This is a genomic window from Bacillus sp. VA13 (genome assembly GCF_055710085.1).
Genome location: NZ_JBVQPP010000006.1, coordinates 201,758 through 226,225, shown reverse-complemented (window position 1 = coordinate 226,225; position 24,468 = coordinate 201,758). Strand labels below are relative to the sequence as shown.

16 protein-coding genes and 1 pseudogene are annotated in these 24,468 nt (G+C 44.5%); 12 read left to right on the top strand and 5 right to left on the bottom strand.

The genetic code is table 11. The features are described from left to right. Positions 1–3: 3 nt before the first annotated feature. Entirely contained in the window at positions 4–1,581 is a 1,578-nt protein-coding gene (locus tag AC0C66_RS20240) for an FMN-binding glutamate synthase family protein (RefSeq protein ID WP_461845904.1), read from the bottom strand. A 245-nt stretch (positions 1,582–1,826) separates the two neighbouring features. On the opposite strand from AC0C66_RS20240, the gene pcrB reads away from it, so the two are divergent. From pcrB to AC0C66_RS20215, 5 genes are all read left to right on the top strand, one after another. Beyond that, a complete protein-coding gene (gene pcrB / locus AC0C66_RS20235; protein ID WP_014112931.1) occupies positions 1,827–2,513 on the top strand; it encodes a heptaprenylglyceryl phosphate synthase in 687 nt (228 codons plus the stop codon). A 61-nt stretch (positions 2,514–2,574) separates the two neighbouring features. Beyond that, positions 2,575–4,794 (top strand): DNA helicase PcrA, encoded by a 2,220-nt coding sequence (gene pcrA, locus AC0C66_RS20230; RefSeq protein WP_014112932.1) that lies wholly within the window; start codon positions 2,575–2,577, stop codon positions 4,792–4,794. A 23-nt stretch (positions 4,795–4,817) separates the two neighbouring features. Continuing rightward, the gene (gene ligA, locus AC0C66_RS20225; RefSeq protein WP_461719730.1) at positions 4,818–6,824 is read left to right on the top strand and encodes an NAD-dependent DNA ligase LigA; all 2,007 of its coding nucleotides are present in this window, start codon (positions 4,818–4,820) and stop codon (positions 6,822–6,824) included. A gap of 15 nt (positions 6,825–6,839) precedes the next feature. Further along, positions 6,840–8,030 (top strand): CamS family sex pheromone protein, encoded by a 1,191-nt coding sequence (locus tag AC0C66_RS20220; protein WP_014112934.1) that lies wholly within the window; start codon positions 6,840–6,842, stop codon positions 8,028–8,030. A 184-nt stretch (positions 8,031–8,214) separates the two neighbouring features. Beyond that, a complete protein-coding gene (locus tag AC0C66_RS20215) occupies positions 8,215–9,216 on the top strand; it encodes a phosphotransferase enzyme family protein (RefSeq protein ID WP_472973690.1) in 1,002 nt (333 codons plus the stop codon). Positions 9,217–9,253: 37 nt separating this feature from the next. Here the strand turns inward: AC0C66_RS20215 and AC0C66_RS20210 are convergent, their stop codons facing one another. Next, positions 9,254–9,952 carry an MgtC/SapB family protein gene (locus AC0C66_RS20210; RefSeq protein WP_072181537.1) on the bottom strand — a complete coding sequence of 233 codons (699 nt, stop codon included), beginning with the start codon at positions 9,950–9,952 and terminating at the stop codon, positions 9,254–9,256. A gap of 105 nt (positions 9,953–10,057) precedes the next feature. Further along, a complete protein-coding gene (gene putP, locus AC0C66_RS20205; RefSeq protein WP_472973689.1) occupies positions 10,058–11,536 on the bottom strand; it encodes a sodium/proline symporter PutP in 1,479 nt (492 codons plus the stop codon). Between the two features lie 414 nt (positions 11,537–11,950). Here putP and gatC point away from each other — a divergent pair, with 414 nt between their 5' ends. From gatC to gatB, 3 genes are read left to right on the top strand one after another with little or no spacing between them, the layout of a single operon-like run. After that, positions 11,951–12,241, top strand: coding sequence for an Asp-tRNA(Asn)/Glu-tRNA(Gln) amidotransferase subunit GatC (gene gatC / locus AC0C66_RS20200; RefSeq protein ID WP_003219442.1), 291 nt, complete (start codon positions 11,951–11,953; stop codon positions 12,239–12,241). A gap of 15 nt (positions 12,242–12,256) precedes the next feature. Further along, positions 12,257–13,714: an Asp-tRNA(Asn)/Glu-tRNA(Gln) amidotransferase subunit GatA gene (gene gatA / locus AC0C66_RS20195; RefSeq protein ID WP_003242878.1), complete on the top strand. Its 1,458-nt coding sequence runs from the start codon at positions 12,257–12,259 to the stop codon at positions 13,712–13,714. Positions 13,715–13,727: 13 nt separating this feature from the next. Further along, positions 13,728–15,158: an Asp-tRNA(Asn)/Glu-tRNA(Gln) amidotransferase subunit GatB gene (gene gatB, locus AC0C66_RS20190; RefSeq protein ID WP_003219444.1), complete on the top strand. Its 1,431-nt coding sequence runs from the start codon at positions 13,728–13,730 to the stop codon at positions 15,156–15,158. A gap of 18 nt (positions 15,159–15,176) precedes the next feature. On the opposite strand, the pseudogene AC0C66_RS20185 reads toward gatB, so the two are convergent. After that, positions 15,177–16,044: pseudogene (locus tag AC0C66_RS20185) on the bottom strand (TetR/AcrR family transcriptional regulator); the annotation flags it as partial. Positions 16,045–16,175: 131 nt separating this feature from the next. On the opposite strand from AC0C66_RS20185, the gene srfP reads away from it, so the two are divergent. The 3 genes from srfP to rlmD all read left to right on the top strand — a co-directional run bounded on the left by srfP (position 16,176) and on the right by rlmD (position 21,813). Continuing rightward, a complete protein-coding gene (gene srfP / locus AC0C66_RS20180; RefSeq protein WP_461845944.1) occupies positions 16,176–19,316 on the top strand; it encodes a surfactin resistance protein SrfP in 3,141 nt (1,046 codons plus the stop codon). Positions 19,317–19,467: 151 nt separating this feature from the next. Continuing rightward, positions 19,468–20,379 (top strand): diacylglycerol kinase, encoded by a 912-nt coding sequence (locus AC0C66_RS20175; protein ID WP_003219448.1) that lies wholly within the window; start codon positions 19,468–19,470, stop codon positions 20,377–20,379. A 57-nt stretch (positions 20,380–20,436) separates the two neighbouring features. Next, a complete protein-coding gene (gene rlmD / locus AC0C66_RS20170) occupies positions 20,437–21,813 on the top strand; it encodes a 23S rRNA (uracil(1939)-C(5))-methyltransferase RlmD (protein WP_461845939.1) in 1,377 nt (458 codons plus the stop codon). 238 nt (positions 21,814–22,051) lie between these two features. On the opposite strand, the gene AC0C66_RS20165 is transcribed toward rlmD, so the two are convergent. Then, entirely contained in the window at positions 22,052–22,267 is a 216-nt protein-coding gene (locus tag AC0C66_RS20165) for a hypothetical protein (RefSeq protein WP_268313241.1), read from the bottom strand. Between the two features lie 390 nt (positions 22,268–22,657). On the opposite strand from AC0C66_RS20165, the gene AC0C66_RS20160 reads away from it, so the two are divergent. Beyond that, positions 22,658–24,373: a hypothetical protein gene (locus tag AC0C66_RS20160; protein WP_472973688.1), complete on the top strand. Its 1,716-nt coding sequence runs from the start codon at positions 22,658–22,660 to the stop codon at positions 24,371–24,373. Positions 24,374–24,468: the final 95 nt, after the last annotated feature.

The window sequence follows — 24,468 nt, the reverse complement described above, 5'->3', positions numbered from 1 at the left end:
TCTTTATGAAACAAATTGGTGGATCAGTTTGTCGATGTCGACGATGCTGCCATCCTCTTTTCGATAGACAACATGCTCCTTGGAAAAGCGGACCGGCGAATTGATGCCCGCTGCGGCTGCAAGGTTAAACAGCCCCTCGCGCAGCGAAATGACGTAATTGCAGACACGATGCTGTTTTTCCTCAACGCTCAGTGCTTTTTGCAGTTTTGGATCTGTTGTCGCCACACCTGCCGGACAAGTGTTGGTGTGGCAGACGAGAGCGCGGATGCAGCCGACTGAAAACATCATGCCCCGTGCAATGTTGACAAAGTCAGCGCCGAGGGCTAAAGCGACCGCGATTTTGTCAGGAGTCAGGAGTTTCCCGGAAGCAAAGATTTTCAGCTGGCCGCGCAAGCCATATTGTCTAAGGAGCGTATCAACAATAGGCAGCGCTGTCATAATCGGTAGGCCGACTGTGTCAGCGAGCTCATAAAAGGAAGCGCCGGTACCGCCTTCGCTCCCGTCGATCGTGATAAAGTCTGGATGCTGTCCGCTTTTCTGCATATGGGAGAAAAGCTCGTGCAATTCGTCAGGATGGCCTGCAACAATTTTGATTCCGACTGGCTTTTGCCCGACATCTCTAAGTTTCTCAATAAAGTCGAGCATTTCGGGAGCGCTTGAAAATTCATAAAAGCGGTTCGGGCTGTCAATCGATTTCCCCGGTTCGACATTCCGAATGTCTGCCACTTCTTCTGATACCTTGGCGCCATCCACATGGCCACCGCGGGTTTTCGCTCCTTGCGCCAGCTTCAGTTCAAAGGCTTTAATTTGGTCAAGCCTGCTTTTTCTTTTAAACTCCTCCCATGAAAATTCTCCGTTTCTTTTGCGCACGCCAAAAAGCCCCGGTCCGATTTGGCAAATGATATCGGCATTGCCCTTTAAGTGATACTCAGATAATCCTCCTTCACCGGTATTCATCCATGTGCCGCCTGCCTGATGAAGCCCTTTCGAGAGCGCCGTAATCGCCCGTTCTCCAAGGGAACCGTAGCTCATGGCAGACTGGCCGACTAATCCCTTCATATAAAAAGGCTTCTCGCATGTATGCTCACCGATCACCTGCACATCATCAGGGTGGAGAAAATACGGATCAGCCTTAATATGTTCGGGGTGTTCCTTGCGTTTGAATAGATTGTCAGCATCGATTTTATAGATTTGGGTTTCGATTTTAGGCGTTTGGTTTACATGCATTTCTTCTTTTTGTTTCGGAAAAAGAGCGTTACGGATATAAAAACCCGGTTTATCAAAATCTCTTACAGATCCAAAGCCCATCATTCTGCTTTTGTATTTGCCCGAGATGACGGTTTGTTCATATTCCTTTCGGGAAAAGGGCTGCTCCTCATTGTCATTGCTGTATAAATACTGCCTGAGCTCCGGACCGATTTTTTCAAAGATATATCGAAACCTTCCGATGACGGGATAGTTGCGGAGAATCGAATGCTCCTCCTGTTTTTCATCCTTTATGTAGATCCATACAAACAAAACGATGGGGATGGCAATAATCCCGATAATAAATGCGATGAGTGCAATAATGATGGATTCCATCTGTCACCCTCCCTTTTTATGTATCCATTTCCACAGTTGAACACTTTCCAAACAATAACAAAAGGGAATCTTTTGCCCAGACCTTGAAGCTATTGAAGGCTTTCTGGAGCTCTCTTTTTTATGGAAAAAGAATCAAAATACCTTTTTCAGTGAATAACGAGATTAACGGCTTTTTCCGTTTTTCCGCGCTAGGTGAATTTGTTATAATGTTTAAATGGTAACAAACGAATGGAGGAACGTATGACGTGTACGATGTAACGGAGTGGAAGCATGTCTTTAAACTCGATCCAAATAAAGATTTGCCTGATGAACAGCTGGAGATTCTTTGTGAATCAGGAACGGATGCGGTCATTATCGGAGGAAGCGATGGTGTGACAGAGGACAATGTCCTGCGGATGATGTCTAAGGTGAGACGGTTTTTGGTGCCGTGTGTCCTTGAGGTGTCAGCGATAGAAGCAATCGTTCCCGGCTTTGACTTATATTTTATTCCGAGCGTATTAAACAGCAAAAACACAGACTGGATTGTCGGAATGCACCAGAAAGCCATGAAGGAATACGGAGAACTGATGTCTATGGAAGAAATCGTGGCGGAAGGCTACTGCATCGCTAATCCTGATTGCAAAGCGGCGGCACTGACTGAAGCGGATGCTGATCTCAGTATTGACGATATTGTCGCCTATGCGCGTGTGTCTGAACTGTTGCGTCTTCCAATTTTTTATTTGGAATACAGCGGCGTGCTTGGAGACATAGAAGCAGTGAAGAAAACGAAGGCTGTATTGGAAACGTCCACCTTGTTTTACGGCGGCGGCATCAAGGATGCGGAAACGGCAAAGCAGTATGCTGAGCATGCTGACGTGATTGTAGTGGGCAATGCGGTGTATGAAGATTTTGACCGGGCTTTGAAAACAGTAGCGGCAGTGAAAGGCGAGTAGTAAATTGTACGGATTTGGTTTATGATAGAACATATGTTTTGTATAGGCGGGTGAACAAATTTTGAATTATATTAGCAATCAATTATTAAGCGGATTAAACCCCGTTCAGCAGGAAGCTGTCAAAACAACGGACGGGCCTCTCTTGCTGATGGCGGGAGCGGGAAGCGGAAAGACGCGTGTCCTGACACACAGAATCGCTTATTTAATGGCGGAAAAGCATGTGGCGCCGTGGAACATTCTGGCGATCACATTTACAAATAAAGCAGCACGCGAAATGAAAGAACGTGTGGAAAGCATTCTCGGACCGGGCGCGGACGATATCTGGATTTCCACATTCCACAGCATGTGCGTGCGGATCTTGCGCAGAGATATCGACCGGATCGGGATCAACCGCAATTTCTCCATCCTCGATACGGCAGACCAGCTTTCAGTCATCAAGGGGATTTTGAAGGAGCGCAATCTTGATCCGAAGAAGTTTGACCCAAGAAGCATTCTCGGCACAATCAGCAGTGCGAAAAACGAATTGACCGAACCGGAAGAATTCTCTAAAGTTGCAGGCGGCTACTATGATCAGGTCGTCAGCGATGTATACACTGATTATCAGAAGAAACTGCTGAAAAATCAATCGCTAGATTTCGACGACTTGATTATGACGACCATTAAATTGTTTGACCGTGTGCCGGAAGTGCTTGAATTTTATCAGCGCAAATTCCAGTACATCCACGTCGATGAGTATCAAGATACGAACAGAGCCCAATACATGCTTGTTAAGCAGCTTGCAGAGCGTTTCCAGAACCTTTGCGTTGTCGGGGACTCTGATCAGTCGATCTACAGATGGCGCGGCGCGGATATCGCCAACATCCTTTCTTTTGAAAAGGATTACCCGAACGCCAGCGTGATTTTGCTTGAACAAAATTACCGTTCAACGAAACGGATCTTGCGTGCGGCTAACGAGGTCATCAAAAACAACTCAAACCGCAAACCGAAAAATTTGTGGACGGAAAACGATGAAGGCATCAAAATTTCTTATTACCGCGGAGATAATGAGTTCGGCGAAGGACAGTTTGTGGCCGGTAAGATTCATCAGCTTCACAGCTCAGGCAAGCGGAAGCTGTCGGATATCGCCATTTTGTACCGGACAAACGCGCAGTCCCGTGTGATTGAGGAAACGCTTCTCAAAGCAGGCTTGAACTATAACATTGTCGGCGGCACAAAGTTCTATGACAGAAAAGAAATTAAAGACATTCTCGCGTACCTGCGCCTCGTATCCAATCCAGATGACGATATCAGTTTCACGCGCATTGTCAATGTGCCGAAACGCGGAGTCGGTGCGACATCACTTGAAAAAATCGCTTCGTATGCGGCGATGAACGGCTTATCATTCTTCCAAGCCATTCAGCAGGTTGATTTTATCGGCGTCAGCGCCAAGGCAGCCAACGCGCTTGACAGCTTCAGGCAGATGATTGAAAACCTGACCAATATGCAGGATTACTTATCCATTACAGAGCTGACAGAAGAAATTCTTGATAAGACGGAATACAGAGAAATGCTGAAGGCTGAGAAATCAATCGAAGCCCAAAGCCGTTTAGAAAACATCGACGAGTTCCTGTCTGTTACGAAAAACTTTGAACAGAAAAGTGAAGATAAGACACTTGTTGCGTTTCTGACAGACTTGGCGCTGATTGCAGATATTGATCAGCTCGACCAGAAAGAGGAAGAGTCAGGCGGCAAGGATGCAATCACCCTGATGACACTGCACGCCGCAAAAGGATTGGAGTTTCCGGTTGTTTTCTTGATGGGGCTTGAAGAAGGCGTCTTCCCGCATAGCCGTTCATTAATGGAGGAAGCGGAAATGGAAGAAGAACGCCGCCTTGCTTACGTTGGGATTACAAGGGCGGAGCAGGAGCTTTATCTGACCAATGCCAAAATGCGCACCTTGTTTGGCCGAACAAATATGAACCCGGAATCTCGCTTTATTGCTGAAATACCGGATGATTTATTGGAAAACCTAAATGAGAAAAAAGAAACGAGAGCGCCGTCTGCGAGAAAAATGCAGCCGAGACGCGGCCCTGTTTCACGTCCGGTATCCTACGCCAGCAAAACAGGCGGCGACACCTTAAACTGGGCAGTGGGAGATAAGGCCGGCCATAAAAAATGGGGAACAGGAACTGTCGTCAGCGTGAAAGGCGAAGGAGAAGGGACGGAGCTCGATATTGCCTTCCCAAGCCCAGTCGGCGTGAAACGCCTGTTAGCAGCATTTGCTCCTATTGAAAAGCAGTAATTGAAGAGGAAAGGAAGAAGCAGATGGACAAAGAAACAGCGAAGCAGCGGGCAGACGAACTGCGCCGCACCATCAACAAGTATAGCTATGAATATTACACCTTAGATGAACCGAGCGTCCCTGATGCTGAATACGACAGATTGATGCAGGAGCTGATTGCGATCGAGGAGGAGCATCCAGACCTCAGAACACCTGACTCTCCTACGCAGCGTGTCGGCGGAGCCGTGCTTGAAGCGTTTCAGAAAGTCACACACGGCACGCCGATGCTCAGTCTGGGCAACGCCTTTAATGCCGATGATCTTCGTGATTTCGACCGCCGGGTGCGCCAGGCCGTCGGCGACGATGTGGCGTATAATGTGGAGCTGAAAATAGACGGTCTTGCTGTTTCTCTCCGTTATGAAGACGGCTATTTTGTCAGAGGAGCCACAAGAGGTGACGGAACGACGGGAGAGGATATTACGGAGAATCTGAAGACGATCCGCAATATTCCGCTCAAAATGAAACGTGATCTGTCGATCGAAGTGCGCGGCGAGGCGTATATGCCGAAGCGTTCGTTTGAAGCGCTCAATGAGGAACGGATCAAAAACGAAGAAGAACCGTTCGCCAATCCGCGAAATGCCGCCGCGGGATCACTCAGACAGCTCGATCCGAAAATTGCAGCGAAACGAAACCTCGATATCTTCGTCTACAGTATAGCGGAGCTTGACGAGATGGGTGTGGAGACGCAAAGCCAGGGGCTTGATTTTCTCGACGAAATCGGATTTAAAACAAACCAGGAACGAAAAAAATGCGACAGCATAGAAGAAGTTATTGCACTGATCGATGAGTTTCAGGCTAAGCGCGCTGACCTCCCGTATGAAATTGACGGCATCGTGATTAAAGTTGATTCTCTTGATCAGCAGGAGGAGCTCGGTTTTACGGCGAAAAGCCCGCGCTGGGCCATCGCCTATAAATTCCCTGCTGAAGAGGTCGTGACAAAGCTTCTCGACATCGAATTAAATGTCGGCAGAACGGGTGTAATTACGCCGACCGCCATTCTTGAGCCGGTAAAAGTTGCCGGCACAACGGTCTCAAGAGCATCCCTTCATAACGAAGATTTAATTAAAGAGAAGGATATTCGGATATTAGATAAGGTCGTCATTAAAAAAGCGGGCGATATCATTCCGGAAGTCGTGAACGTCCTTGTTGAACAGCGCACAGGAGAAGAAAAGGAATTCAGCATGCCGACGGAATGTCCTGAATGCGGGAGCGAACTCGTCCGCATCGAAGGAGAAGTGGCGCTTCGCTGCATTAATCCTGAATGCCCAGCGCAAATCCGGGAAGGGCTGATCCATTTCGTTTCCCGCAATGCCATGAACATTGACGGGCTTGGCGAACGAGTTATCACACAGCTGTTTGATGAGAACCTTGTCCATAATGTGGCGGATTTGTATAAGCTGACGAAGGAACAGGTCATCCAGCTCGAACGCATGGGCGAAAAATCCACTGAAAACCTGATTAGCTCCATCCAAAAATCAAAAGAGAACTCGTTAGAGCGCTTGCTATTCGGACTCGGCATCCGCTTTATCGGTTCAAAGGCCGCAAAGACGCTTGCCATGCATTTTGAAAGCTTGGAGAACCTGAAAAAAGCTTCAAAAGAGGAGCTTCTCGCAATCGATGAAATCGGTGAAAAAATGGCTGATGCGGTCATCACTTATTTTCATAAAGAAGAAATGCTTGATCTCTTGAATGAACTTCAGGAGCTGGGCGTAAACACACTTTACAAAGGCCCGAAAAAAGTAAAAGCAGAGGACAGCGATTCTTACTTTGCCGGTAAAACAATTGTTCTGACAGGAAAGCTGGAAGAACTGTCAAGAAACGATGCCAAAGCGCAAATCGAAGCGCTAGGAGGCAAGCTGACTGGAAGCGTCAGCAAAAACACAGACTTGGTCATCGCCGGAGAAGCGGCGGGAAGCAAGCTCACAAAAGCACAAGAGCTGAACATTGAAGTGTGGAATGAAGAACAGTTAATGGGAGAGCTAAAGAAATAAGAGGAGTGTTTTCTATTGAAAAAGACGTTGGCAATGGCGGCAACGGCGGCAGTGTTAATGCTGTCTGCCTGTTCGTCAGGTTTTGGGGGGGATAAGGAGGAAGAGATCACGCAAAAGACGGCGAAATCGTCAGAAAAAGCGATTGTCCCGAAATATAATATCTCTGACTCCTATTACAAAATGGTGCTGCCGTTTAAGGCAGGAAAAGCGCGCGGCTTAACAACGGAACAGCTGAATACAAGACTGGACATTGATGAGTTTGAAACAGGGCTGATGCGTCTTGCCCAAGATTCTTTCTCGACTGACGATTATCTGTTCCAAGAAGGACAATATTTAGATGAAGATACAGTATTAAGCTGGCTGGCACGGAAAAAAACAGGCTCTGATCTGAAAAAAGCCCAAAAAGAAGATAAAAACTTCAAAAATGAAGGCTTGAACCCAGCGCTTCCGAACTCCGGTTCAACAGAAGAAAAGAACGAAAACAGCCCGGTTTATTTAGCGTCCATGCTGGAGCACGATTATTTAGTCAGAAAAGACAAGAATTCCATCCAGCTTGGCGGCGTGATGATCGGGCTGGCATTAAACTCCGTGTATTACTATCGTGAAAAAACAGGCGACCCTCAAAAAGAAGTGGAGATTAAGGACAGCACGCTTCGCGAGCAGGGAGAAAAAATCGCACAAGAGGTCATTAACCGCCTCCGTAAAAAAGATAACCTGAAGAATGTGCCGATCACAGTCGCGCTCTATAAGCAGGCTTCAAAAACATCGATTGTGCCGGGGAACTTCATCGCCAAAACAGAAGTCAAAGCTGGCTCCACGGATATCTCAAACTGGGATGACATAAACGAAAAATATGTATTTTATCCGGCGGATACAACGACAGCAGAAAAATACCCGGATGACACCGAGGTCTTTAAGCGGTTCAAAAACGCAATTGAAGAATATTTCCCGAACTACACAGGCGTTGTAGGTACAGCGTTATATGAAAATGATGAAATGTCGAAAATGAAGATTGACATTCCAATGCAATTCTACGGAAAAAGTGAAGTTGTCGCGTTTACCCAGTTTTTAACGGGTGAAGTGATGGATTACTACTCCAAGAGCTCAGTTGATGTCGAAGTCAATATCACATCCTCAGACGGACAGGAAGCGGTCATTATCCGCAATGCCGGAGATAAAGAGCCGACTGTTCACATTTATGACTGATAAACAAAGCAGAACCCTTGTGCCAATATGGCGCAAGGGTTTTTTTATGTTACAATTAGCAGGAAAAGGAAAAAAGATGCATTTTCGCTACTGCCGAAACACAAATTAGGGGGAGGTATGTTGATGCTGGAACTCGTGTGAAAACAATCAATATCAAATCAATAGCAAAGAAAGGGAGTTAGACGTGCATAAAGAAATCAAAAACATATTTCATGAAGATCAGGTTTTGGCAGAGGCTGCGATGAAATACGGTTTCTCAAACAGTCAGGTGCGTTTTCTGGCTGATGCGGAAAACTATGTATATGAATTTATGAAAGACAATCAATCTTATATTTTAAAGATCACCCATACAATTCGGAGATCTTCTGATTATATTATGGGAGAAATGGAATGGCTTCGTCACCTTGCGGAAGATGGGCTATCAGTTGCCAAACCGCTGCCGTCGCTGGGCGGAAAAGACGTTGAAGAAGTGCCGGACGGAAACGGCGGTTCATTTTTACTAAGAGTGTATGAGAAAGCGCCAGGGCAAAAAGTAGATGAATCAGACTGGAATGAAACGCTATTTTATGAGCTTGGCAGATACACAGGCGAGATGCACAGCCTGACAAAAAGCTATAAACTGAGCAATTCTGCTTTTAAAAGGCAGGAATGGGATGAAGAGGAGCAATTAAAGCTGAGAAAGTATGTGCCTGGAGAACAGACAAAAGTGTTTCAGCAAGCCGATTCTCTGATGAATGAACTGCGGCGGCTGCCGAAAAGCCGGGACAGCTACGGTTTGGTGCACGCGGATCTGCATCATGGCAATTTTCATTGGGATCATGGCAAAATCACAGCATTTGATTTTGATGATATCGGCTATAATTGGTTCATTAACGATATCAGCATTCTCCTCTACAATGTGCTGTGGTACCCGGTTGTGCCATATGAAGATAAAGCTGCGTTTACAGAAGAATTTATGACGCATTTCATGAAAGGGTACTGGGAGAAAAATGAACTTGATCCTGCATGGCTGGAAAGGATACCTGATTTCCTCCGCCTCCGCCATATGCTGATTTATGGACTGCTACATCAGATGTTTGACCTTAACGCAATAGGAGAAGAGGAAAAAGAAATGCTCGCCGGCTTCAGAAGAGATATAGAGAATGGCACACCGATCACAGCATTTGATTTTTCCGCACTGATGTAGATAGAAAAAAGCCAATGGGATTCAGTCCCATTGGCTTTTATAATGTATCACACTTTACGCCGACTACGCCTTCAATGTCTTTAATGTCATAGTAGACATCGGTCGTGTACCTGTTTTTATGGACGCGGACCTTCACTTCCATAATCGGAAATTCCTTTTCGCCCAGATCGTCGATCCGGACGGAGTGTGTTTTGATATCTCTTCTTTTCATTTCTTTTAAAATCTCTGTCATTTTGTCTTTATCAGAAAGCGACATTCTGATACGGATGTCTTTTTCCTGAAGGCGGTCTGGACCGATTTTTCTGACCACCCATGGGAGAAATTCCACGCTGATCAGGATGAACAGAAGACTGGCAAACGCTTCTTTATAAAATCCGGCTCCCGTTGCCAGCCCGAGCCCTGCTGCCCCCCAGATCATAGCTGATGTCGTCAGGCCGGAAATGACATCGTTGCTTTTCCGCAAGATGACACCGGCTCCGATAAACCCGACGCCGGAGATGATTTGTGCTGGCAGACGCAGCGGATCCATCATGATGCGGTAGTATTTAGGGAAATGATATGCCGCATTAATACTGACGATCGTCAGCATGCATGAGCTGACGGCGATAACGATACAGGTTTTTAATCCGAGCGGCTTATTTTTTAATTCGCGCTCAAGCCCGATGACCATGCCTATCAAAGTGGCAATGCCCAGTTTTAATAATATATCAGGATCAATATACCAGCTCAACAGCAACTTCCCCCTTCTCTAAGGTGTTTTTAAATAAATATGATTTTCTCACAGTATTTATAGCAAAACAAGAGCACAAAAGCCATCAAGCAGAGCTTGATGGCTTATTGCTTACTTTTTGCGTTTTAACAGCTTTTCCATGACACCGAATAAACGGTAAGAGGCTTTTGCAGGACGTTTTGTGATCAAGCTTCCGATAATACCTGCAATCATACTCAGGAAAAATCCTGGAATCATTTCATAGATGCCTGTAGAGTCAGCTAAACCAGTAGTAATCCAAATTAATACTGTCGCGGCTCCCACAACCATGGCTGAAAGGGCGCCCCATTCAGTCATCCGTTTCCAATACAGGCTCAGTAGAATGGCAGGCCCAAAAGCAGAACCGAATCCGGCCCACGCATAACCAACCAAATCAAGAATCGTGCTGCTTGGATTCAAGGACATGAGAATCGCAATGACCGCGATAATCAATACTGACAGCCGGCCGGTCATGACCAATTCTTTATCTGATGCTTCACGTCTGAAAAATGTCCGGTATAAATCTTCTGTCATTGCGCTCGCTGTTACCAGAAGCTGAGAAGAGATCGAACTCATAATCGCTGCTAAAATAGCAGACAGCAAAAATCCCGTAATTAATGGATGGAACAATATTTTAGAAAAAATAATGAAAATCGTTTCAGGATCAATTACAGCAACTCCGAATTTATGTGCGTAAGCCACACCGACTAAACCCGTTACGGTTGAACCAAGAATGGAGATAATCATCCAGCTCATACCGATTCTGCGCGCAGGTTTTAAATCCTTGATATGCTTAATCGCCATAAAACGGACGATGATATGAGGCTGGCCGTAGTAGCCTAAGCCCCAGGCCAAATAAGAAATAATGCTAATGACGCTCGCGCCTTTAAAAATATCCAATAGCTTTGGGTCTACAGCTGTAATCTCATGTAAAGCAGGAGAAACGCCGCCCAGCTGGGTAAAAGCAACGATCGGCACAAGCACTAGTGCTGCAAACATGATCGCACCCTGTACAAAGTCAGTCAGACTGACAGCAAGGAAACCGCCAAACAGTGTATATAACACGACAACGCCTGCAGTCAGCAGGAGTCCAAGTGTATAATCGGCTCCAAAAGCAGATTCAAATAATCTTCCGCCTGATACCATACCTGAAGAAGTATACAGTGTGAAAAAGATCATAATGATTAAAGCTGATACAATTTTCAGCACTGACGAAGAATGCTGGAATCGTTTATCAAAGAAATCGGGAATCGTAATCGCGTCATCCGCCGCTTCCGTATACGCTCTAAGACGCGGAGCCAAAAGAAGATAGTTCGAATACGCGCCGATTGTCAAACCGAGTGCAAGCCATAGTGTCGACAAGCCTGTCGCAAACATTGCTCCTGGAATTCCCATCAGCATCCATCCGCTCATATCCGCCGCACCGGCAGACAAAGCTGTGACAAACGGTCCGAGACCTCTTCCTCCAAGCATGTAATCGTTGATATCAGTTGTTTTCTTAAACGAGTACCAGCCGATTAACAGCATGGCAGTAAAATAAATTCCTAACGATATAATAATTTCAATACTCACATTTTACCCTCTCTTCATTTCTAATAATGTTGCATCACCTCTCAAATTGATGGTGCCAGTTAAGCAGCCTGGCGCAAGTGCAAACCCTAAAGTCATTCATTTGCAGGTGCACTTGTTAACTTAACCTAACAAAGTATTCCCGGCCATTCAAGCGATGAAACCTGGATCACCAGCTGAAAATACTATTGCAAACCTAGAAGGGAATAAAGAATGAAGCGTTTTCAAAAAATAATAAAAGTAAAAATATTCAGAAAAGTATTTCGTTTCTCCTTTGCCTCTTTTTAGTATAAAATATATAGGGTATTGTCTCGAAAACACAGGCCTGTCCCAAGGTGTTTTGTTGCTTTAGAGGGCTTGTTTTTGATATGATCAGTATTATATGACTTAACGGAGAAATATGTGGAGGTGGATCATATGTCACGAATTTCAATAGAAGAAGTAAAGCACGTTGCGCACCTTGCAAGACTTGCGATTACTGAAGAAGAAGCAAAAATGTTCACTGAACAGCTTGACAGCATCATTTCATTTGCCGAGGAGCTTAATGAGGTCAACACAGACAATGTGGAGCCTACAACTCACGTGCTGAAAATGAAAAATGTCATGAGAGAAGATGAAGCGGGTAAAGGTCTTCCGGTTGAGGACGTTATGAAAAATGCGCCTGACCATAAAGACGGCTATATTCGTGTGCCATCAATTTTGGACTAAAGGAGGGACACAAGAATGTCATTATTTGATCATAAAATCACAGAATTAAAACAGCTCATACATAAAAAAGAGATTAAGATTTCTGATCTGGTTGACGAATCTTATAAACGCATCCAAGCGGTTGATGATAAGGTACAAGCCTTTTTGGCATTAGATGAAGAAAGAGCGCGCGCGTACGCGAAGGAGCTTGACGAGGCGGTTGACGGCCGTTCTGAGCACGGTCTTCTTTTTGGTATGCCGATCGGCGTAAAAGATAATATCGTAACAAAAGGGCTGCGCACAACATGCTCCAGCAAAATTCTCGAAAACTTCGATCCGATCTACGATGCTACTGTTGTTCAGCGCCTTCAAGACGCTGAAGCGGTCACAATCGGGAAATTGAACATGGACGAATTCGCCATGGGGTCATCTACCGAAAACTCAGCTTACAAGCTGACGAAAAACCCTTGGAACTTAGATACAGTTCCCGGCGGTTCAAGCGGCGGTTCAGCGGCTGCGGTTGCTGCGGGAGAAGTTCCGTTTTCTCTTGGATCTGACACAGGCGGTTCCATCCGTCAGCCTGCATCTTTCTGCGGCGTAGTCGGATTAAAGCCTACATACGGACGTGTATCCCGTTACGGGCTCGTCGCATTTGCGTCTTCATTAGACCAAATCGGGCCGATTACTCGTACGGTTGAGGACAACGCATTCTTGCTTCAAGCGATTTCCGGCGTAGATAAAATGGACTCCACGAGTGCAAATGTGGACGTGCCTGATTTTCTTTCTTCATTAACTGGCGACATCAAAGGACTGAAAATCGCCGTTCCGAAAGAATACCTTGGTGAAGGTGTCGGCAAAGAAGCGAGAGAATCTGTACTTGCCGCGTTGAAAGTGCTTGAAGGCCTCGGCGCTACATGGGAAGAAGTGTCTCTTCCGCACAGCAAATACGCGCTTGCGACATATTACCTGCTGTCATCTTCTGAAGCGTCAGCCAACCTTGCACGCTTTGACGGCATCCGCTACGGCTACCGTACAGACAACGCGGACAACCTGATCGACCTTTACAAGCAAACGCGCGCTGAAGGTTTCGGAAATGAAGTCAAACGCCGCATCATGCTCGGAACGTTCGCTTTAAGCTCAGGCTACTACGATGCGTACTACAAAAAAGCGCAAAAAGTGCGTACCTTGATTAAGAAAGACTTCGAAGACGTATTTGAGAAATATGATGTTATTGTCGGACCGACGACACCGACACCAGCATTTAAAATCGGTGAAAATACGAAAGATCCGCTTACAATGTACGCAAACGATATCTTAACGATTCCGGTCAACCTTGCCGGCGTACCGGGAATCAGTGTGCCATGCGGATTAGCAGACGGACTTCCGCTCGGCCTGCAAATCATCGGAAAACACTTTGATGAAAGCACTGTATACCGCGTTGCTCATGCTTTTGAACAAGCGACAGACCATCATAAAGCAAAACCTGAACTGTAAGGGGTGAAAAAAATTGAACTTTGAAACGGTAATCGGACTTGAAGTCCACGTCGAGTTAAAAACAAAATCAAAAATTTTCTCAAGCTCTCCAACGCCATTCGGCGCGGAGGCGAATACGCAGACAAGTGTCATTGACCTCGGATACCCGGGCGTCCTGCCTGTTCTGAACAAAGAAGCCGTTGAATTCGCAATGAAAGCCGCTATGGCACTCAACTGTGAGATCGCAACGGATACGAAGTTTGACCGCAAAAACTATTTCTATCCGGACAACCCGAAAGCGTATCAGATTTCTCAATTTGATAAGCCAATCGGCGAAAACGGCTGGATCGAAATTGAAGTCGGCGGAAAAACAAAACGCATCGGCATCACACGCCTTCACCTTGAAGAAGATGCCGGAAAACTGACGCATACAGGCGACGGCTATTCTCTTGTTGACTTCAACCGCCAGGGAACGCCGCTTGTTGAGATCGTATCAGAGCCGGATATCCGCACGCCGGAAGAAGCATACGCGTATCTTGAAAAGCTGAAGTCCATCATCCAATATACTGGCGTTTCTGACTGTAAAATGGAAGAAGGCTCACTTCGCTGTGACGCTAATATCTCTCTTCGTCCGATCGGCCAAGAGGAATTCGGCACAAAAACAGAATTGAAAAACTTGAACTCCTTTGCGTTTGTTCAAAAAGGTCTTGAACACGAAGAAAAACGCCAGGAGCAGGTTCTTCTCTCCGGCGGCGTCATCCAGCAGGAAACACGCCGTTACGACGAAGCAACGAAGAAAACCATTCTCATGCGTGTCAAAGAGGGATCTGACGACTACCGTTACTTCCCAGAGCCAGACCTTGTCGAGCTCTACATTGATGACGAATGGAAGGAACGCGTAAAAGCAAGTATTCCTGAACTTCCGGATGAGCGCCGCAAGCGTTATATCGAAGAGCTTGGATTGCCTGCATATGACGCGATGGTTCTGACGCTGACAAAAGAAATGGCTGATTTCTTCGAAGAAACCGTTCAAAAAGGCGCTGAAGCCAAACAAGCGTCCAACTGGCTGATGGGTGAAGTGTCAGCTTATCTGAATGCTGAGCAAAAAGAGCTTGCTGACGTTGCGCTGACACCTGAAGGCCTTGCCGGCATGATCAAATTGATTGAAAAAGGAACCATTTCTTCTAAGATCGCGAAGAAAGTGTTTAAGGAATTGATTGAAAAAGGCGGCGACGCTGAGAAGATTGTGAAAGAGAAAGGCCTCGTTCAGATTTCTGACGAAGGCGTGCTTCTGAAGCTTGTCACAGAGGCGCTTGACAACAATCCTCAATCAATCGAAGACTTTAAAAACGGGAAAGACCGTGCGATCGGATTCCTTGTTGGACAGATTATGAAAGCGTCCAAAGGACAAGCCAACCCGCCGATGGTTAACAAAATCCTGCTTGAAGAAATTAAAAAACGTTAATAAAAAAAGCAGCCCGCAGAGGCTGCTTTTTTTATGGTCAAATCGAGATGAAAACAGAGATCAGAGTCCGAAGCTTTTCAATTTCTTTGTCGGTGGTTCCGGTTAAATTGGACAGCATGCCTTTAATAATTGGCTTGCGCGGTTTATCCTGAGACAGTTCTTCCTCGATGACCTCCAGCGATACAGTGATATCCTCGGGAAGCGTGCTGTTTTCTTTCACTTTCTGAATGTCCTCAAGGAGCTGGTCTTTCCCCGCCGGCATCGGTCTGAAAATGTCTTTTGGCACAATTGGATTGAGGGCTGAACGGCTCAGTCCCTGTACGAGGTCATCCAGTCTCTCGATGATAAAGGCTGAGATTTCCTCTGCATCGATATTGAGCTCTCCGTTAAATACCATCACATTCATATAGGAATGCACAATACCTCTTGCCATGATGGAGAGGTCCGCTACGTACCGCTCGATTCCTTCGCCATAAGACGTCAACAAGGCGTTCCGGTACAGTTTATCCGTTTCCGCGGTTATGTTGTAAAAGTATTGCTTGATTTCTTGATTCTCCGGAATGATATTTTCATTAAGCAAAAGAACGATAAAATCTTTATGATCGCGAAAATCTTCAAACTGAGCGCCAATTTGTTTTTTTAGCACTTCCTTAGGCGGTTTTCCGGCGAGATCCTCTTCTATATTTTTCATTTTTTTCATAGACATACCGATGTAATATTCACAGGCAGATAACAGCAGCGCTTCTTTCGATTTAAAGTGCAAATAAAAAGCGCCCTTCGAGATACCGCATTCACTAGCGATTTCCTGAATCGTCGTAGCTGCAAATCCTTTTTTCGCAAATAAATGAATGCTGGTTTTTATGATTCTCTCTTTTTTTTCATTCATGACGTGCTTCCCCTTAATCCTTGAAAAATTTAGTAAAATTTTCTGGTATATGAGTTGACGTTGTTGCGTTATAACGTTTAGTATTATATAGAATGACCAGTCAGTCAATAAAAAATGTAATGGAGGATATGATGAATCACGTTATTAATTTCGTTCTGAAAAACAAATTCGCCGTATGGCTGATGACGATTATTGTAACAGCAGCCGGCTTGTATGCGGGTATGAATATGAAGCAAGAATCCATTCCTGACGTGAACATGCCTTACTTGACGATCAGCACGACATATCCGGGCGCGACGCCTAGCCAAGTGGCTGATGAGGTGACCAAACCGGTTGAACAAGCGGTGCAGAATTTGGACGGGGTCAGTGTTGTGACTTCGACGTCCTATGAAAACGCATCGTCTGTCATGATTGAATATGACTATGAGAAAGATATGGACAAAGCGAAAACAGAAGCGGCTGAAGCATTAGAAAACGTCAGCCTGCCTGATGACGCGAAGGATCCGGAAATTTCACGCTACAGCTTGAACTCCTTCCCGATTCTGACGCTGAGCGTATCCAGTGATAAAGACAATCTGCAAGAGCTGACGAAAAAAGTGGAGGACAGCCTCGTTCCTAAGCTTGAAGGCATAGAAGGCGTTGCTTCCGTCCAAGTATCGGGCCAGCAGGTGGAAGAGGTTGAATTCTCTTTCAAAGAAGACAGACTGAAAGAATACGGCCTTGATGAAGATACAGTCAAACAAGTGATTCAAGGTTCAGATGTGACAACTCCGCTTGGATTGTACACATTCGGAAATAAAGAAAAATCTGTCGTTGTAAGCGGCGATATTGAAACAATAAAAGATTTGAAGAATATGAGAATCCCGATGGCATCTGCTTCAAGTGCAGGCAGCGGCGCAGCATCTCAAGCGGCGGCGCAGAGCGCACAAGCCGCAGCACAGGCGCAGCAAAGCGCAAGCACAGATGTGCCGACGGTTAAGCTTTCTGACATTGCGACAATGAAAGATGTGAAAAAAGCCGAATCTGTTTCACGCACAAATGGAAAAGACAGCATCGGCATCAACATTGTTAAAGCAAACGATGCGAATACAGTAGAGGTTGCCGACAATGTCAAAGATGAGCTGAAGCAGTTCAAAGAAGACCATAAAGGCTTCGACTACAGCGCAACACTCGATATGGCAGAGCCAATTACACAGTCAGTTGAAACGATGTTAAGCAAAGCCATTTTCGGTGCTATTTTTGCGATTGTGATTATTCTCTTATTCTTAAGAGATATCAAATCAACATTAATTTCGATTATTTCTATTCCATTATCATTGCTGATCGCACTTCTTGTGCTGCAGCAGCTTGATATCACACTGAATATCATGACGCTCGGTGCAATGACCGTGGCCATTGGACGTGTGGTCGATGACTCTATCGTTGTGATTGAGAACATTTACCGCCGCATGAGACTCAAAGATGAGCCGCTCCGCGGAAAAGCCTTGGTTCGAGAAGCGACGAAGGAAATGTTTAAACCGATCATGTCATCGACGATCGTGACAATCGCGGTATTCCTGCCGCTCGCACTTGTAGGCGGACAAATCGGTGAATTGTTTATTCCATTTGCCTTAACGATTGTATTTGCGCTTGCCGCATCCCTGGTGATTTCGATCACGCTTGTGCCGATGCTCGCGCACAGCCTGTTCAAAAAATCATTAACGGGCGGGCAGGTCAAAGCAAAAGAACATAAACCTGGCAGACTTGCAAACATCTATAAAAAAGTATTGAACTGGGCGCTGAGCCACAAATGGATCACGTCTATCATCGCCGTTCTGATGCTCCTTGGAAGCTTGTTCCTCGTGCCGTTAATCGGTGCCAGCTACCTGCCGTCCGAGGAAGAAAAAACGATGCAGCTCACATACAGCCCAGAACCGGGTGAAACGAAAAAAGAAGCCGAAGCTGAAGCTGAAAAAGCGGAAAAAATCCTGCTTGACCGCAAGCATGTGGATACGGTTCAGTATTCATTAGGATCTGGCAGCCCGCTTGCCGGGGGAGATTCAAACGGTGCGTTATTCTATATTAAATATGAAAGCGACACGCCTGATTTTGATAAAGAAAAAGACAACGTGCTGAAGGAAATCCAAAAGCAATCTGACCGCGGAGAATGGAAGTCGCAGGACTTCAGCTCTTCAGGCAATAACAATGAATTAACATACTATGTGTATGGCGATTCAGAAAATGACATTAAAGACACGGTCAAAGACATTGAAAAAGTCATGAAAGATGAAAAGGATCTGAAAAACGTAAGCTCAGGCCTTTCCAGCACATATGATGAGTACACTTTTGTCGCTGACCAAGAAAAATTAAGCAAACTCGGTTTAACTGCGTCTCAAATTTCTCAGGCCTTAATGACACAAACATCACAAGAACCGCTCACAACCGTGAAAAAAGACGGCAAAGAGCTTGATGTGAACATTAAGACAGAAAAAGACGAGTATAAGAGTGTGAAAGATTTAGAGAATAAAAAGATCACTTCTGCGACTGGCAAAGAAGTCAAAATCGGCGATGTCGCAAAAGTGAAAGAAGGATCAACATCTGATACTGTGTCAAAACGTGACGGAAAAGTCTATGCAGATGTCACAGGTGAGGTTACATCTGACAACGTTACAGCTGTATCAGCTGATGTCCAGAAGAAAATTGATAAGCTTGACATGCCTGATAACGTAACGATCGATACAGGCGGTGTTTCCGCAGATATCGCTGATTCCTTTACGAAGCTCGGTTTAGCGATGCTGGCAGCAATAGCGATCGTTTACCTTGTGCTCGTGATTACCTTCGGCGGGGCACTAGCGCCATTTGCGATTCTGTTCTCATTGCCGTTCACAGTCATCGGTGCCCTGGTCGGACTTTATGTATCAGGTGAAACGATCAGTCTGAACGCAATGATCGGTATGCTCATGCTGATTGGTATCGTTGTTACAAATGCCATTGTCTTAATTGACCGCGTCATCCACAAGGAAATGGAAGGACTGTCTACGAGAGAAGCGCTCCTAGAAGCCGGCTCTACACGACTCCGTCCGATCCTGATGACAGCCATCGCGACAATCGGCGCCTTGATTCCGTTAGCACTCGGCTTCGAAGGCGGAAGCCAGGTCATTTCAAAAGGACTCGGCGTCACGGTTATCGGCGGTTTGATCAGTTCAACGCTTCTGACACTCTTGATCGTGCCAATCGTATACGAAGTATTGGCGAAGTTCCGCAAGAAAAAACCGGGAACGGAAGAAGAGTAAAAAAACAAAAAGCCTCAGCTCTGCTGAGGCTTTTGTGCGTTTTCACCTGTAAGATTATGTACATTTTGTTGCGATTTTTTTAACTCATAGTATAATTAAAGGTTGTTAGTGTAAAAATGGATCGGATACTCTTAAGTAGGATGATGAGATAATGAAACGTGCACGCATAATATACAATCCGACTTCAGGACGGGAGATCTTTAAAAAGCATCTTGCCCAGGTCCTGCAAAAATTTGAACAAGCCGGCTATGAAACCTCCACCCATGCGACGACATGCGCAGGAGACGCTACACACGCTGCCAAGGAAGCGGCATTGCGTGAGTTTGACTTAATCGTTGCAGCAGGCGGAGACGGAACGATTAACGAGGTCGTCAACGGGCTTGCGCCTTTAGACAACCGTCCGACACTCGGTGTGATTCCTGTCGGCACAACGAACGACTTCGCCAGAGCGCTCAATATTCCGCGCGAGGATATTTTAAAAGCGGCAGATACGGTCATTAACGGTGTTGCCCGCCCGATTGATATCGGACAGGTGAACGGCCAGTATTTTATCAATATCGCCGGAGGAGGACGTCTGACAGAGCTGACGTACGACGTGCCAAGCAAACTCAAGACGATGCTAGGCCAGCTTGCTTATTATTTAAAGGGAATGGAAATGCTGCCTTCACTTCGTCCGACAGAAGTCGAGATTGAATATGACGGCAAGCTGTTTCAAGGTGAAATCATGCTGTTTTTGGTCACGCTGACAAATTCCGTTGGCGGGTTTGAAAAGCTCGCGCCGGATTCCAGCTTGAATGACGGCATGTTTGATTTGATGATACTAAAGAAAGCAAACCTTGCTGAATTTATCAGGGTCGCCACGATGGCACTCCGCGGCGAACACATCAACGACCAGCACATTATTTATACAAAAGCGAACCGCGTGAAAGTCAATGTATCAGAAAAGATGCAGCTGAACCTGGACGGCGAGTACGGCGGCATGCTGCCGGGCGAATTCGTGAATCTGTACCGACACATTCACGTCGTCATGCCGAAGGAGAAAGCGGAACAGCTGGATGACTAAAAACTTGGCTTGTACAGGCCAAGTTTTTCTTTCGCTTAAAACTAGAGGTGATTATAGATGAAAATGAAACCCCCAGTAGAAAAAAACGAATACTACGACGTGACATTTGAGGATTTGACTCATGAAGGAGCGGGTGTCGCAAAGGTGCAGGGCTTCCCGATCTTCGTGCCGAACGCTCTGCCGGAAGAAAAAGCCCAAATCAAAGTGACACGCGTCAAAAAAGGCTTTGCCTTCGGCCGCCTGATCGAACTGAAGGAAGAAAGCCCGCACAGAACTGACGCCCCATGTCCGATCTACAAGCAATGCGGAGGCTGCCAGCTTCAGCACATGACCTACGAAGGCCAGCTCTTGTTTAAACAGAAACAAGTCAAAGACGTCTTAGAACGGATCGGCAAGCTGGACCTGTCCAACGTCACCGTGCACCCGACACTCGGCATGCAAGACCCATGGAACTACAGAAACAAAGCGCAGGTGCCGGTAGGAGAACGGGAAGGAGGACTCGTCGCGGGATTCTATCAGCAAAGAAGCCATGACATCATCGACATGAGCGCCTGCCTGATCCAGCAATCCAAAAACGACGAAGCCGTCCAAGCCGTCAAAGACATTTGCGCAAACTACGGTGTCAAAGCCTACAACGAAGAACGCCACAAAGGCTGGCTCCGCCACATCATGGTCAGATACGGCGTCGTTACAGGCGAAATGATGATCGTCTTCATCACAAGAACAAACGACTTCCCGCACAAAGCGAAGATTATCGAAGACATCACAGCATCGTTCCCGCACGTCAAATCAATCGTGCAAAACATCAACCCGAACAAAACAAACGTCATCTTCGGAAACGAAACAAACGTCATCTGGGGCGAAGAATACATCTACGACCTCATCGGAGACGTCAAATTCGCCATCTCCGCCAGATCGTTCTACCAGGTCAACCCGGAGCAAACAAAAGTGCTCTACGACAAAGCGCTTGAGTATGCGGAGCTTCAAGGTGAAGAAACCGTCATTGACGCTTACTGCGGCATCGGAACGATTTCTCTCTTCCTGGCAAAGCAGGCGAAAAAAGTGTACGGCGTAGAAATCGTGCCCGAAGCGATTGAGGACGCCAAGCGAAACGCTGAATTAAACGGCATCACAAACGCTGAGTTCGCGGTCGGGGAAGCGGAAACCGTGATTCCAAAGTGGTATGAAGAAGGCATCACGGCCGATACACTAGTCGTCGACCCGCCAAGAAAAGGCTGCGACGAAGCCCTCCTGCGGACGATTGTGGAGATGCAACCGAAGCGGGTGGTGTACGTGTCCTGTAATCCGGGTACGCTTGCGAGGGATTTGCGGGTGCTTGAGGATGGCGGGTATACGACGCTCGAAGTGCAGCCTGTGGATATGTTTCCGCATACGAATCATGTGGAGTGCTGTGTGTTGCTCGTAAAAAAATAGAAGATATATAAGGGTCCGAGAATCGTTAGTGGATTCTCGGACTCCCATCTTCTATTATTTCAATTCTTTCTACGACTGACAAATTAGATCTTGGATTTTGAATTGTGGGTAATATTCCTCGCAGAATTTCTTGAATTCATTATACAGCTCTGTGTTCATTTTGACTCTTTTTTTCATACTTAGCTTCCTTATTGTAAATCCTCTCATCAAGCATCAACATTCTATTGGATTGGTACATTTAGAGTAAACCTTTTAAAGCATCAAAGTGTTCGGGTAATACTGGCTTGTCCGAATGGTGATAAAAATAATCACCCACTCTCATTTCTTTCGTGAAATTGCTGTATAGAATACCTACCATACCTGCTACTCTCTTCAAATCATACTTTTGTAATAGACGGTTCACTTCTTCTACACTTTTTGATGGTTTCGTTGTAAAGAATGTGTCTTTATCCATAGGCACAACCCCTTTCTTTTTGTGAAGGTATAGTATTATAGAAGTTAGAGCCTATGATATTCCATAAAATTTCAAAAATAACATGAGGGATTTGGCTGTTTACTTAACGGATTTGGAGGTGATTCGATATATTGAATAGGTAGAATATAGATGGTAAGTAATATTCGGCAAGTAATTGTCCCTTGTAAAACACCCTATTAGTAAATGCGTCATATGTAGTTTAACGTTAGTAATGAAATCTACTAAAAAATTTTGGTAAGTGGTTTGGTTATTCTGTTATAAAGACCAAAATAGCTGACGGCGAATAAATTTTGCAATCACACGGAAATTTATGGATAATCATATATAAAGTGGATTTCATTGGAAATCTAATTAAGGAGAAGGTAATAAATGATGAACCCACTAGACTCATCACTTTTTCTAAATAGTTATAGTGTTCCATACAATGGATTTGAAAATAACAATTTGGTTTTATCGATGCTATATTCCAAAGATACCATCATTTTGCATTATTTGGTTCTTAAACAAAAAAACAAAGAAAAATTTATGATATGCGGTTTTGATTTCATTAGCGGGTCAATTATTCCTGTAGAGATTAGGAATATAGGTAGCGTTCTTAGAAATCTTAGGGATTTCTTAAATAGTGAATATAACACTATGAATATAGTTATTGAGTCTATTGACGAAATTGTAGAACATTTTGAGAATGGGAAAATAAAAAAAGAAATTGATACATATAAATCTTTATCAATTCTGACATCAACACAGCGAAATATAATAAGTGGGAGCTGTGAGGTATACAGTAACGGTAAATTAATTAGACCTCATAAAACTTTACTTATATCGAGTAGAAGCGGTTTAGTTTACGGGGAATTTGAATTTGAAAGTAATCAAAATGTTGTTCAGGGTTTGAAAAATATACACCTTTCTGAGGATTGGGTTATCAGGTATTGGATAAATGATAATTCTATAGAATCTGCAGGGACAATATATGAAGTGAAAAAAGGTATAGATGGAATCACAATTTTTCTAAGCTCATTTATTCATGAATTAAGTAAGAAGAAGATGGATTTCCTTTCTTTTCAAGGTTCAGACCCAAATTCACCAGTACAGGCGATATTGAGGAGTTCCGGAATGTTAAAGGAACAAATTAATATAGAGGGTTTTGGAGTGAAATTTGTTCCTTACCTTGTGTTGCTTCCAATAGAAAATCTAATGTTAAATAATTTTGAATTTGGGTTGGGGGATGTAACCTTTTTAACTAAAAACCAAGCCGTTGATAGGTATAAGGGATTTGAGGAGAAATATAATCATAATTTACTTGGTCAGTTTGATACTTTTGCTCAAACAATTGTCGAATCAGATAACGCATATGATGCCTATTTATTAGGTAGACAAAAAGTTCAAGATGCAATTGATATGATAATTTTACTGTCCAAAAATGAAAGAGTGTTTAATTTATACAACTTAGGTAATGAGCTAAATGAATGGAACAGATTAAGATTATATCAAAATCCTAAATGCTCTTCACTCTATTATGTGGAAAATCTAATAGGCGTAGAAAACATTTTGGGTGATTCTAAAAACACCTGGGAAAATAATTCTTTAGGTGTCGATTCTCAATTTGAAAAAGTTTTTAGAGAATTGGATTGGTATGAAGAAAAACTGTACAAAAAACAGACCGGGCAGCAATCAACTTTAGACAAGCAGTTGTTTAATGCTTTAAAGTGGTTGAATAGAAGTTGGAAAGCAGAAGATATAGAAGATAAGGTTATTTATACAAACATAGCTATGGAATTTTTGGTTGATAAAATAGAAACCGACCCTTTTTTGCCTGATGAAATTATTAGGGAGTTCAAAAAATTGTTGAAGCAACTATTAAAAGAACAAAGTGATACTTTTACAGAAGAATATTCAAGGAAAATAAAAGAAAAGAGTTTAGGAAAACTGAAAGATCCTCCTTTGAAAATCAAAGTTCGAACCTTGATTCGGCAACTATCTATTCCAATAACTGATGAAGATTTTAGTAAGTTATGGAAAATTAAAAATAAACCCAGAAAACGTTTTGATTGCAAATATACTTTTAGGAGAGTTTATTGTTTATAGATTAAGAAGTATGGAAGAAGGTGATTGATATAAACACTTTATTAGCCGCCTATCATTTTGGAAATAAAATATTAAAATCCCCTTTTGGAAGGACA

Coding starts and splice junctions, on each gene's coding strand:
- gatA (WP_003242878.1), top strand. CDS start 12,257: ATGTCATTATTTGATCATAAAATCACAGAATTAAAACAGCTCATACAT.
- AC0C66_RS20175 (WP_003219448.1), top strand. CDS start 19,468: ATGAAACGTGCACGCATAATATACAATCCGACTTCAGGACGGGAGATC.
- srfP (WP_461845944.1), top strand. CDS start 16,176: ATGAATCACGTTATTAATTTCGTTCTGAAAAACAAATTCGCCGTATGG.
- rlmD (WP_461845939.1), top strand. CDS start 20,437: ATGAAAATGAAACCCCCAGTAGAAAAAAACGAATACTACGACGTGACA.
- ligA (WP_461719730.1), top strand. CDS start 4,818: ATGGACAAAGAAACAGCGAAGCAGCGGGCAGACGAACTGCGCCGCACC.
- AC0C66_RS20160 (WP_472973688.1), top strand. CDS start 22,658: ATGATGAACCCACTAGACTCATCACTTTTTCTAAATAGTTATAGTGTT.
- AC0C66_RS20240 (WP_461845904.1), bottom strand. CDS start 1,581: ATGGAATCCATCATTATTGCACTCATCGCATTTATTATCGGGATTATT.
- AC0C66_RS20165 (WP_268313241.1), bottom strand. CDS start 22,267: ATGGATAAAGACACATTCTTTACAACGAAACCATCAAAAAGTGTAGAA.
- gatC (WP_003219442.1), top strand. CDS start 11,951: ATGTCACGAATTTCAATAGAAGAAGTAAAGCACGTTGCGCACCTTGCA.